Annotated in this window: 11 protein-coding genes; 10 read left to right on the top strand and 1 reads right to left on the bottom strand. The window is 69.1% G+C overall.

What is annotated here, in order from left to right; translation table 11 throughout:
• The first annotated feature begins 2 nt into the window (after nt 1–2).
• From DXK93_RS03945 to DXK93_RS03900, 10 genes are all read left to right on the top strand, one after another.
• The gene (locus DXK93_RS03945; RefSeq protein WP_119449399.1) at nt 3–821 is read left to right on the top strand and encodes a phosphate/phosphite/phosphonate ABC transporter substrate-binding protein; all 819 of its coding nucleotides are present in this window, start codon (nt 3–5) and stop codon (nt 819–821) included.
• A 198-nt stretch (nt 822–1,019) separates the two neighbouring features.
• Nucleotides 1,020–1,949: a LysR family transcriptional regulator gene (locus DXK93_RS03940; protein ID WP_175181285.1), complete on the top strand. Its 930-nt coding sequence runs from the start codon at nt 1,020–1,022 to the stop codon at nt 1,947–1,949.
• Between the two features lie 129 nt (nt 1,950–2,078).
• Nucleotides 2,079–2,906, top strand: a complete 828-nt coding sequence (locus DXK93_RS03935; protein ID WP_119449397.1) for a DUF3348 domain-containing protein — start codon at nt 2,079–2,081, stop codon at nt 2,904–2,906.
• A 10-nt stretch (nt 2,907–2,916) separates the two neighbouring features.
• Nucleotides 2,917–6,606: a DUF802 domain-containing protein gene (locus DXK93_RS03930; protein WP_119449396.1), complete on the top strand. Its 3,690-nt coding sequence runs from the start codon at nt 2,917–2,919 to the stop codon at nt 6,604–6,606.
• Nucleotides 6,603–7,253 carry an OmpA family protein gene (locus DXK93_RS03925; protein ID WP_054456414.1) on the top strand — a complete coding sequence of 217 codons (651 nt, stop codon included), beginning with the start codon at nt 6,603–6,605 and terminating at the stop codon, nt 7,251–7,253. Before DXK93_RS03930 ends, DXK93_RS03925 begins: the two co-directional genes overlap by 4 nt.
• A complete protein-coding gene (locus DXK93_RS03920; protein WP_119449395.1) occupies nt 7,243–7,893 on the top strand; it encodes a DUF2894 domain-containing protein in 651 nt (216 codons plus the stop codon). Before DXK93_RS03925 ends, DXK93_RS03920 begins: the two co-directional genes overlap by 11 nt.
• A gap of 80 nt (nt 7,894–7,973) precedes the next feature.
• On the top strand, nt 7,974–8,219 hold the full coding sequence (locus DXK93_RS03915; protein WP_054456412.1) for a ParD-like family protein: 246 nt from the start codon (nt 7,974–7,976) through the stop codon (nt 8,217–8,219).
• Nucleotides 8,220–9,011 carry a type I methionyl aminopeptidase gene (map, locus tag DXK93_RS03910; protein WP_054456411.1) on the top strand — a complete coding sequence of 264 codons (792 nt, stop codon included), beginning with the start codon at nt 8,220–8,222 and terminating at the stop codon, nt 9,009–9,011.
• Nucleotides 9,012–9,119: 108 nt separating this feature from the next.
• Nucleotides 9,120–10,340, top strand: coding sequence for an MFS transporter (locus DXK93_RS03905; RefSeq protein ID WP_119449394.1), 1,221 nt, complete (start codon nt 9,120–9,122; stop codon nt 10,338–10,340).
• A 94-nt stretch (nt 10,341–10,434) separates the two neighbouring features.
• Nucleotides 10,435–11,058 (top strand): glutathione S-transferase family protein, encoded by a 624-nt coding sequence (locus DXK93_RS03900; RefSeq protein ID WP_054456409.1) that lies wholly within the window; start codon nt 10,435–10,437, stop codon nt 11,056–11,058.
• A 12-nt stretch (nt 11,059–11,070) separates the two neighbouring features.
• Here the strand turns inward: DXK93_RS03900 and sodC are convergent, their stop codons facing one another.
• Complete coding sequence (sodC, locus tag DXK93_RS03895; RefSeq protein WP_054456408.1) at nt 11,071–11,595, bottom strand: superoxide dismutase family protein; 525 nt, start codon at nt 11,593–11,595, stop codon at nt 11,071–11,073.
• Nucleotides 11,596–12,023 lie beyond the last annotated feature (428 nt).

Genomic DNA, 12,023 nt, shown 5'->3' with positions numbered 1-12,023 from the left:
CCATGGATCTCATCACTTCGACGCGCATGTACGACGTGGCGCCCGCGGCGCGGGTTGCCTGGCATGCGCTGCTGCAGGCCGCGCACGCCAGCGCCGGACTGGAGGTGCGCTTCGTCGAGCACGGCTGGCCCACGCCCATCGGCGAACTCTGGGAACGGCCCGGCCTGTGCGGCGTCTTCATGTGCGGCTGGCCCTACGTCAACGCGCTGCAGGCGGGCCGGGCCTTTGCGGCGGTCGCTGCGGTGGTGCCGGACTGGCCGGCCTACGAAGGCCTGCCGCGCTATCGCAGCGAATTCCTGGTGCGCGCCGACTGCGGCTGGTCCTCGCTGGCTGATGCGGCCGGCAGCCGCTATGGCTGGATGGTGCGTGACTCCCAATCGGGCTGGAATGCGCCGCGCGCGGCGCTGGCCGGGCTGGCCGCGGCTGGCGGCTCACTGTTCGCAGCGTCCAAGGGGCCTTATGGCAACCCGCGGGGCCTGCTGCGCGCGCTGGCTGACGGCGAGATCGACCTGACCGCGGCCGACAGTTGGTATCTGGATCTGCTGCGCGCGCACGATCCGGCCGCGCTGGCCGGACTGCGCACGCTGGCGTATACGCCATGGACGCCGAATCCCCTCCTGGTGTCCGGACCCGACGTGGCCCCGGCCGCCACGCAGGCCCTGTCGGATGCCCTGCTTGCCATGCACGAGAATCCGGCGCACCAGCCGCTATTGCGCGCGGCGCATGTCGCGCGCTTCGCCCGCCCGGATCCGGCCGCCTACTCTGTCCTGGGCGACATGGCGCAAGCCGCCGTGACGGCAGGCTATCCCGAGATACGCTGAAACCGGCGCAGGCCCCGCCTTTCCAGGCGGGGCGGACTGCCTCTTTCCCCTGGCGCGGCGGCGCTTTAAAGAATTATTAAAACCCCGTGCCGACAATGCCCTCCTGCGACGGCTGGCCTTCCCTGGGCCGCCGGCAACACGCACATCAAGCAATGGAACATGGCGCTGATCCGTCCGGACCGCGCGGGAGATGCACTCATGAAACGCCTGCAAGGCATGGAATTGTTCGCCGAAGTGGCGAAGGCGCATAGCTTCAGCCGGGCCGCCGCGACGCTCGGCATGCCCACCTCCACGGTGTCGCGCCACGTGGCCGAACTGGAACGCTCGGTGGGCCTGCGGCTGCTCAGCCGCAACACGCGCCGCGTGGAGCTGACCGATGCCGGGCGGCTGTACTTCGAACGCTGCCGCCGCATCGTGGCAGAAGCCGAGATCGCCCACGAGGAACTGCGCGAGCAACTGGAACTTCCCAGCGGGCCGCTGCGCGTCCAGCTGCCTGCGGCGTATGCGCTGGACGCCTTGATGCCCGCCCTGGTGGCATTCGGCAGCCGCTACCCGGATATCCGGCTCCAGATGAGCGTGGCCGGACCCGAGTTCGCCGAGCAGCCGCCCGAGATCGGCGACGTCTCGATCCGCCTGGGCGAACTGCCCGACTCGTCGCTGGTGGCGCGCCGCGTGGGCGCGGTCCATGCCGGCCTGTACGCCTCGCCCGCCTACCTGGCCGCCCGCGGCATGCCTGTCAGCCCCGCGGACCTGGCGCGCCATGACTGCATCGGCCTGCGCGCCGGCGGCGGGCAGCCCGCGCCCTGGCCGCTACAGCGCGGCCGCGAGCAGTTGCTGGTTCCGGTGGAGCACCGCTACGGCGCCAACGACGCCTGCATGGCCAGGCAGCTTGCCGTGTTGGGCGCCGGCATCGCGGCGCTGGGCGGCGACGAAAGCGGCCGGCTGCGCTCGGGCGAGCTGGCGCGCGTGCTGCCGGCCTGGAGCCTGGGGCCGATCGAGGTCCACGCCGTGACCGAAACCCGTTTGCTGCCCGCCCGGACCCGGTACCTCATCGATTTTCTGGCGGACTACCTGGACAATCCGGCGCATGGCCTGGCGCCAGAACTCCGGATTCGCCGGGTGGCATAATCCCGTCACAATATTGCATCGGCAGATGATGCGACCCTCTTTTTTCGGGCGGCACGCCCTTGTCGCCCGTTCCCCGCCCCTGGCGCCGCCCTCCACCGTGTAAACTCCCCCCTTTTTGACTCTGGTGGTATGTTGCAGGCCCCACAGCGCACAGGTTTAAGCGGCCCGACGCTCATTCGCTTGCTGACTCGCCTGACGGATGTCGATGTTCCGCAATCCAGGCAATCGCTCTCGGACCATCTGAGCCAATGGCTCGGCTGGACGGACGCGATCGCGCTCTCCGCGGCGCTGAACACCAGCCCGCCGGTGATCGCCCCCGGCGCCCGCATGTTCAGCAGCGCCGAAGAGCGCGAGTGCGAACGCGTGCGGACCACGCTGGCCGACGCCATCGCCAGCGACACCGCGGCCACGGCCGCCAAGCGGCGCACGCCGGGACAAGCGCCCGCGCCCGCCAAGCAACTGGCGGCGCTGGCCGAGGCCGACGCCGATTACGCGAATTTTCGCCAGCGCTATCTGTCGTTGCAGCACACGATGGAAACCGCCGTGGGCAATTTGCGCAGCCGGCTGCGCGGCATGGTCGCAGCCAAAAACGGCGAAATGACGCGACTGGCAGTGGTCGACGCCATCATGGACCGCGCCCTGCTGCCCAAGGAACGCGCGCTGTTCGGCGCGATTCCGAAATTGCTGCAAGGCCATTTCGAGCGCCTGCGCGACGCGGAGGCCGCGGCCCTGGCCGAGGCTGCCGCATTGGCGCAAGCGCAAGGCGAGACCGAAGCCGAGGCGCAAGGCGATGCCGCGGTCGAGACGGGCGCGGCGCCCGCTCCGGCGACGGCATCGATAACGCCGGGCGCCTGGCTGGACACGTTCCGCAAAGACATGCGCAGCGTGCTGCTTGCCGAATTGGATGTTCGTTTACAACCGGTCGAAGGGCTGCTTGCCACCCTTCGCGCCAGCTAACCGGGACACTATGTCCAAATATCTGACTAATCTCGTAGTTTTCTTGGCGGGTCTGGCCGTCGTGGGCTGGATCGGCGTGGGCTATGCGGGCACCAACCCGCTGGCGCTGGCCGTGACCTTGCTGATAGCCGTCTGTTACCTGGCCGGCGCGCTGGAACTGCTGCGCTACCAGCAGGCGACATCCTCGTTGACGCGCGCGCTCTCGGGCCTGTCCGAAGCGCCCGGCAATCTGGGATCCTGGCTGGACCAGTTGCCGCCGGGCCTGCGCAACGCCGCGCGGCTGCGCATCGAAGGCGAGCGCGCGGGCCTGCCCGGACCGGCGCTGACGCCGTACCTGGTCGGCCTGCTGGTGCTGCTGGGCATGCTGGGCACTTTCCTGGGCATGGTCGTGACCCTGCGCGGCACCGGCCTGGCGCTGGAAAGCGCCACCGATCTGGCCGCCATCCGCGCCTCGCTCGCCGCGCCGGTCAAGGGCCTGGGCTTTGCCTTCGGCACCTCGATCGCCGGCGTGGCCAGCTCCGCCATGCTGGGCCTGCTGGCAGCCCTGTGCCGCCGCGAACGCGTGCGCGCCGCGCAACTGCTGGACAGCAAGGCCGCGACCACGCTGCGCGTGTACTCGCAGGGCTATCAGCGCGAGGAATCCTTCAAGCTGCTGCAACGCCAGGCTGAAGTCATGCAGCGCCAGGCGGAAGCCATGCCTACCCTGGTGGACAAGCTGCAAGCCATGATGAGCGACATGGCCCGCCAGAACCAGGCCCTGAGCGACCGCCACATGGCCAGCCAGGACGCGTTCCAGGGCAAGGCCGAGGCGGCCTATTCGCGCCTGGCCGCCGTCATGGAACAGTCCATGAAGGAAAGCGTGTCGCAAAGCGCGCGCTCGGCCGGCGCCGCCCTGCAACCCGTGGTGGAAGCGACGATGGCCAGCCTGTCGCGCGAAACCGCTTCCCTGCAGGACACCGTGACGCAAGCCGTGCAGCGCCAACTGGAAGGACTGACCTCGGGCTTCCAGGCCACCACCAGCAATGTCGCCGGCATCTGGAACCAGGCCCTGGCCGGCCAGCAGCGCGCCAGCGAGGCCCTGTCCCAGGACCTGCGCGCCTCGCTCGACCACTTCGCGCAGACCTTCGAACAGCGCTCGGCCGCCCTGCTGGACAGCGTGTCCTCGCGCCTGGAGGAATCGTCGGGCAGCATGTCGCAAGCCTGGACCCAGGCGCTGTCGCGCCAGGAGCAGGCCAGCGAAAAACTGGCGGGCGACAATCTGCAGGCCCTGACCGCGGCCGCAGCCAGCTTCGAGCAGCATTCGGCCTCGCTCTTGCGCACGCTGAACCAATCGCACACCTTGCTGCAGTCCGAGCTGGCCTCGCGCGACCAGCAGCGCCTGGCCGCCTGGACCGACACCCTGGGCGCCATGGGCGCCACGCTGCGCCAGGAATGGGAACAGTCCGGCGCGCAGGCCGCCGAACGCCAGGAAGCCATCAGCGCCACGCTGGCGCAGACCGTGCGCGACATCACCGCGCAGGCCGAAGTCCAGGCCCGGCTGCTGGAAGGCGTATCCGCCCGCATGGAAGCGGCCGCCAACGGCGTCTCGGAACAATGGGCCACCGCGCTGGCACGCCAGGAACGGGCTGGCGAAAAGCTGGCAGGCGACAACCGCGAGGCCCTGGCCGCCGCGGCCGCCACGTTCGAACAGCATTCCGCGGCCCTGCTGCAGACGCTGGACCAGTCGCACACGCAATTGCAGGCCGCGCTGGCCTCGCGCGACCAGGAACGCCTGGCCGCCTGGACCGGCACGCTCACCGCCATGGCCGCCACGCTGAGCCAGGAATGGCAGCAGGCTGGCGCCGACACCGTGGCCCGCCAACAGGCCGCCAGCGATACGCTGGCCCAGACCGCGCGCGACATCGCCGCCCAGACGCAGGCCCAGGCCGGCCTGCTGGAAACCGTATCGGCCCGCCTGGAAACGGCGGCAGGCAGCGTCACCCAGGCCTGGACCGAGGCGCAAGCCCGCCAGGAACAGGTCAACGCCAAGCTGGCTGGCGACAACCAGCAAGCGCTGGAAACCGCCGCCGCCACCTTCGAACAGCATTCCGCCGCGCTGCTGCAAACGCTGGACCAGTCGCACGCCGAATTGCAAACCGCGCTGGCCTCGCGCGACCAGGAACGCCTGGCCGCCTGGACCGGCACACTGACCGCCATGGCCGCCAAGCTCGGCCAGGAATGGGAACAGGCCGGCACCCAGGCCGCGCTGCGCCAGCTGGAAGTCAACGACACCCTGGCCCAGACCGCGCGCGACATCACGGCCCAGACCCAGGCTCAGGCCGGCCTGCTGGAAAGCGTGTCGTCACGCCTGGAAACGGCGGCCACTGGCGTCACCCAGGCCTGGACCGAGGCGCAGGCGCGCCAGGAGCAAGCCAACGCCAAGCTGGCCGGCGACACCCAGCAAGCGCTGGAGACCGCCGCCGCCACCTTCGAACAGCATTCCGCCGCGCTGCTGCAAACGCTGGACCAGTCGCACGCTGAATTGCAGGCCGCGCTGGCCTCGCGCGACCAGGAACGCCTGGCCGCCTGGACCGGCACGCTCACCGCCATGGCCGCCAAGCTCGGCCAGGAATGGGAACAGGCCGGCACCCAGGCCGCCCTGCGCCAGCTGGAAGTCAACGACACCCTGGCCCAGACCGCGCGCGACATTACCGCCCAGACCCAGGCTCAGGCTGGTCTGCTGGAAAGCGTGTCGGCCCGCCTGGAAACGGCGGCCACCGGCGTCACCCAGGCCTGGACCGAGGCGCAGGCACGCCAGGAGCAAGCCAACGCCAAGCTGGCCGGCGACAACCAGCAGGCGCTGGAAGCCGCCGCCGCGGCATTCGAACAACACTCCGCCGCCCTGCTGCAAACGCTGGAGCAATCGCAGACGGACCTGCAGAATGCGCTCGCCGCCGAGGACGAAGCGCGCCTGGAAGTCTGGACCGGCAAGCTCGGCACGATCGCCGACTCGCTGCGCACCGAATGGGAACAGACCAGTTCCTACACCGCCAACCAGCAGCAGCAGATCTGCGACACGCTGGCCATCACGGCACAGGACATCAGCGCGCAGACCCAGGCCAGCGCCAACGACACCATCGCCGAGATCGGCCGCCTGGTGCAGGCCGCCTCTGAAGCGCCGCGCGCCGCCGCCGAAGTCATCGGCGAACTGCGCCAGAAGCTCTCCGACAGCATGGAGCGCGACAACGACATGCTGGAAGAACGCAACCGCCTGCTGGAAACCCTGGGCACCCTGCTGGACGCCGTCAACCACACCGCCGCCGAGCAACGCACGGCCGTGGACGCGCTGGTGTCTTCGTCGGCAGAGCTGCTGGACCGCGTCGGCACGCAGTTCACCGAACAGGCGCAGGCCGAAACCGGCAAGCTGGCCGAGGTGGCCGCGCAGGTCGCCAGCGGGGCCGCCGAAGTGGCCAGCCTGGGCGAATCCTTCGGTACTGCGGTGCAGCTCTTCGGCGAGTCCAACGACAAGCTGGTGGCACACCTGCAACGCATCGAAGCGGCGCTGGACAAGTCCATCGCGCGCGGCGACGAGCAGCTCGCCTACTACGTGGCGCAGGCCCGTGAAGTGGTGGACCTGAGCATGGTGTCGCAGAAGCAGATCATCGAGAACCTGCAGCAGCTCGCTATTCAGCGCGCGACGGCCGGAGCGGAAGCGGCATGAGCGAGGACATCGACGGCGGCGTGGAGCCCACAGTCCCGGCCTGGGCCGTCTTCGGCGACCTGATGTCGGTGCTGCTGGGCGCTTTCGTCCTGATCCTGGTGAGCGTCGTCGCCGTGCAGCTGCAGCTGTCCACCCAGCTGGAGGAAGAGGTCAAGCAGCGCCAGGTCGAAACCCAGCGCCGCGAAACGCTGGAGCAGGCGCTGGCGGGTCCGCTGGCCGCCGGCCGCGTGACCCTGATCGACGGCCGCATCGGCATCAGCGGCAGCGTCCTGTTCGCCCTGAACTCGGACCAACTGCAGCCCGAGGGCCGTGAAGTCCTGAAAAGCCTGATCGAACCCCTGTCTGCCTATCTGAAGTCGCACAACGAGATCCTGATGGTCAGCGGCTACACCGACGACCAGCAGGTGCGCGAAGGCAACCGGCGCTTCGCCGACAACTGGGACCTGTCGGCGCAGCGCGCCCTGACGGTGACGCGCGCGCTGATCGACGAGGGCGTGCCTTCGTCGGCCGTATTCGCCGCGGCCTTCGGTTCCGAACAGCCGGTGGCCTCCAACGCGGATGAGGACGGCCGGTCCAAGAACCGCCGGGTCGAAATCGCGCCCATCCCCAAGCCCTCCAGCGACGCCGGGACCTCGCATGGCCAGTGACGGCACCCGCGGCGAAATCATCGACGCCCGGGCCATGCTGGACGCCTGGCGCGAGGCTGGCGCCGACCGTGTGGCCCCGGTCCGCTTCCAGTTCATGGACGCGCTGCAACGGCGCGCAGCCGCACAGGGCGGCGAAGCCCGCAGACTGCTGGACGTCAAGCTGGCGGCGTTGATCCAGGCCTACGAGACCGAGCTGGAAGGCGCGCCCGTGGATGCGGCCGAATATGCCCCCGCGCCGGCTTCCGCCATCCCGGAACCCGGACCGCTGGCGGCGCTGACGGCTTATATCGCCGATCCCGGCCCCGACGCGCGCGGCGCCGCCGACCTGCGCGCCACCTATCCTGAACTGCAAACGCTGGAGTACTTCCGCGGCGTCTGGTCGCGGGTCAGCGCCGACCGCCAGGTGCGGCAGTCCCAGGAGCAGGTGCACAAGAACGCCGGCCCGCTCAACTCCAATCAGCTGGTGCACCGCGCACTGTCGCTGATGCGCGAAGTGTCGCCCGGCTATCTGCAGCAGTTCCTGTCGTACACCGACGCGCTGATGTGGATGGAGCAGGTGCACGCCGCCATCGCGCCCCCGCCCAAGGAGGCCGCGCCCCGCGCCGGCGCCAAGAAGACGGCGCGCGGCAAGGGCCGCTAGCCCCCTCCCGATTTGCGCCCTGCCGCCCATCGGCGGTAAGATACGATCCATATACAAACCATATATGGATCATTAACTCCATGGGCATCGTCAAGATCTCCGAGCAGATGCATGAGAACCTCCGCGTCGCCAGCGGCGCGCTCAGCCGCTCCATCAATTCCCAGGCCGAACACTGGATGCGCATCGGCATGCTGTCCGAGCTCTACCCCGAGCTGCGCCACGCCGACATCTGCCAGCTGCTGATCCGCATCGAACAGGCCGAGGGCTTCGCCATCGCCTCCTTGTCCCAAGGCTTGCCACAACCAGCCCAGCAGGAGGCCGCGTAAATGGCGAAGAAGGTTTCCATCAAGTCCGCCGCCGACATCGAAATGGCCCGCAAGGCCGGCGCCATGGCGGCGGAAGTGCTGCACATGATCGCCGAACACGTCCGCCCCGGCGTCACCACCGATGAGCTGGACCGCATCTGCCACGACTACATCGTCAACGTGCAGAAGGCGATACCCGCCAACGTCGGCTACCACGGCTTTCCCAAGACCATCTGCGCCTCGGCCAACCACGTAATCTGCCACGGCATTCCGTCGGCCAAGGTGTTGAAGAACGGCGACATCCTCAACATCGACGTGGCCGTTATCAAGGACGGCTGGTTCGGCGACACCAGCCGCATGTACTACGTGGGCCAGCCCAGCCCGCTGGCGCGGCGCCTGGTCAACACCACCTACGAAGCCATGCGCGCCGGCATCATGGCCGTCAAGCCCGGCGCGACGCTGGGCGATATCGGCCACGCCATTCAGACCGTGGCGCACCGCGAGCACTTCAGCATCGTGCGGGAATACTGCGGCCACGGCATCGGCCAGATCTATCACGACGATCCGCAAGTGCTGCACTACGGCCGCCCCGGCGAAGGCATGGTGCTGCAGCCCGGCATGATGTTCACCATCGAACCCATGATCAACGCCGGCAAGCCCCAGACCAAGCAACTGCCCGACGGCTGGACCGTAGTCACCAAGGACCGCTCGCTGTCGGCGCAATGGGAGCACATGGTGGTCGTGACCGAGACCGGCTATGAAGTGCTGACGCCTTGGCCGGACGGCTTCGGCGACTATCCGCCCATCCCCTGAGAAAGAGGCGAAGCGGCGCGCGCGCCTTGCCCATGGCAAGGAACGGAGTGCCGGAGGACAAGGGCACGATCATGATCGTGCCCTTGTCGTTTCCGCCGTCCGCGCCCCATGCCCGCCCTGCCCTCAGCGTTCCGCCGCCTGGCCGCCTCCAACCTGGCCGCCCAATTCTCCGAACAGATGGCGCTTGCGGCCGCCCCGCTGGTCGCGGTGCTGGCGCTGGGCGCCAGCGCTGCCGAGACGGGCTATCTGCAGACGGCCCAGACCCTGCCCTTCCTGCTGCTGTCCCTGCCTGCCGGCGTGCTGGCCGACCGGATGTCACGGCGCGCCCTGATGACCGCCGCCGAATGCGTGCGCGCCGCCAGCCTGCTGGGCCTGCTGGCGCTGCTGGCCACGGGCGGACTTAATCTGGGCTGGCTGGCCGCGCTCGGTTTCCTGGGCGCGGTGGGCACGGTCGCCTACAACGTGGCCGCGCCGGCGCTGGTGCCGCGGCTGGTCCCGCCCGCCGGACTTGCCAGCGCCAACCGCTGGCTGGAACTGGCCCGCAGTACCGCTTTTTCCGCAGGGCCAGCCGCCGGCGGCGCGCTGGTCGGGTGGATGGGCGCGCCCTCGGCGTATGTGCTGGCCACCGTGCTGTCGCTGCTGGCGGCCCTGCTGCTGGCCGGCCTGCCCCACGACACTCCCGGCCCAGCGCCGCGCCGCCGCGTGCTGGAGGAACTGCGCGAGGGCGCGGCGTTCGTCCTCACGCATCCGCTGCTGCGCCCGGTGCTGGTGACCGCCGTATTCTTCAATACCGCCTGGTTCGTGCTGCAGGCCATCTACGTGGCCTACGCCATCGAACGGCTGGGCCTGTCGGCCACGGCCGTCGGCCTGACGCTGGGCGTGTATGGCGGCGGCATGGTGGCCGGCGCCTTGCTCGCGCCCTGGCTCGCACAGCGGCTGAGCTTCGGCGCCATGATCGCCGCCGGCCCTCTGGCCGCGCTGATCGCAAGCGCCATCCTGCTCTCCACGCTGGCGTTTCCGTCCGGCGCGTGGGCGGCAGCGGGCTTCTTCCTGTTCGGTGCGGGTCCCATCCTCTGGACCATCACCACCACCACGCTGCGCCAGGCAATCACCCCCAACGCCCTGCTGGGCCGCGTGTCCGCCGTCATCCTGACCGCCACCTTCGGCGCCCGCCCGGTCGGCGCGCTGATCGGCGCCGCGCTTGCCGCCCGCGCCGGCGTCGAAGCCTGCCTGTGGGTATCGACCGCCGGCTTTGCCGTGCAATTCGTGGTGCTGTATACCTCGCCGGTGCTGCGCCTGCGCACCCAGCCCGAAGCCGGCGCCTATTGAACGCTGTTGCGCACGCAAAACCGGCAATCTGTATCTGTGCGCGCCCGCCGCCGCCCGCTAGACTGCCCCGGTCAGTCAACACGGCGGCGGCAAGATGCTGAAGATCCTGGGTAAAGCCTCATCCATCAACGTGCGCAAGGTGCTCTGGGCCTGCGCCGAACTGGACCTGCCTTTCGAGCGCGAAGATTGGGGCTCCGGGTTCCAACCCACCAGCGAGCCCGCCTTCCTGGCGCTGAATCCGAACGCGATGGTGCCCGTCATCCAGGACGGCGACTTCGTGCTGTGGGAGTCCAACAGCATCATCCGCTACCTGGCCGCGCAATACGGCGGGCTGGACCTGTACCCCGCCGAACCCAGGCTGCGCGCCCGCGTCGACCAATGGATGGACTGGCAGGCCACCGACCTGAATCGTTCCTGGAGCTACGCCTTCATGGCCCTGGTGCGCGAATCTCCCGCCCACCGCGACCGCGCCGCGATCGAAGCGTCCTGCCGCGAATGGGCGAGCTTCATGGCGATACTGGACCGGCGCCTGGAACAGGCCGGCGGCTACGTCGCCGGCCCCGCGTTCTCGCTGGCCGACATACCGGTCGGCCTGTCGGTGAACCGCTGGTTCAGCACGCCCTTCGACAAGCCGCGATTGCCGGCCGTCGCCGCGTACTACGACCGCCTCGCCGAACGCGCAGGCTACCGTCTGTACGGCCGCAACGGCACGGCCTGACCGCCCAAGCGGCTACTTCACCACCCCGCAAACCAGCCGGCCGCCCCCGCCGCCCAGCGGCGCCGGCGTATCGCTGTAGTTGTCGCCGCCCACGTGCACCATCACCGCGCGGCCCTTCACATCGGCCAGCTTCAGATGCGGCGCCACCACCGCCTTCGTCGCCGTGCCGTCGGCAGCGACCACGATGAACGGCAGATCGCCCTGATGCCCGTCAGTCGCCATCGGCCCCTTGTGCGCCTTGGTGCCCTTGGGATCGAAATGCCCGCCCGCCGCGCCGCCAGCCGCCATCTGGTTGTTCACCATGCCAGGCTCGCACGAACCCTTCTCATGCACATGGAAGCCGTGCTCGCCGGGCGGCAGGCCCTTCAGATGCGGCGTAAGCTGCAGCCCGCCTTTGGTGTCCTTGAGCGTGATCGTGCCAGCGCTCTTGCCCACGCCGTCCACGCTCAGGAACGACATCGACACGTCTTCCGCCAGCGCCGCGCCAGACGCGCCTGCGAACGCAAGCGCCGCGACCAGCATCGAGATTTTCTTCATGGGGTGCCTCCAAGATACGCGCCCGCAGCCCGCGGACGCCCGGTGGTGCATGGACGGCCCGTGCCGGCCATGCCGGAAAAAACAATAGCATTTGGGTCAGGCCGTCTGCCAGCAATCTTCGTTCCTGATACAAACGCAGATCTTGCAAAAAAAGAGCCATCCCGCCACATTCGCGCGAGCGCGCAAACCCCCGACGACACGCCCAACGTACGTCAATTGCGGCCGCCCGGGCGGCCGCAATTGACGGGCATCGCAAGACTCGAAACCGAACCCCGCTCTAGCGGCGCATCAAATCTGTACGCACGTAGCCCGTCGGCGCGGGCGCCTGGGTGGCGAGCAACCTCGATGCGCCCGAGGGAATCTGAAGGGAAGGCCGCAGGCCTGGACGAAGATGACGACGGGGCAGTCCCTGTCTCTTATACACATCT

The sequence above is a fragment of the Achromobacter sp. K91 genome, assembly GCF_003576205.1.
GTDB classification, from domain to species: domain Bacteria; phylum Pseudomonadota; class Gammaproteobacteria; order Burkholderiales; family Burkholderiaceae_B; genus Achromobacter; species Achromobacter aegrifaciens.
Note: the sequence above shows the minus strand (reverse complement) of the source record. Positions and strands in the feature narration are given on the sequence as shown.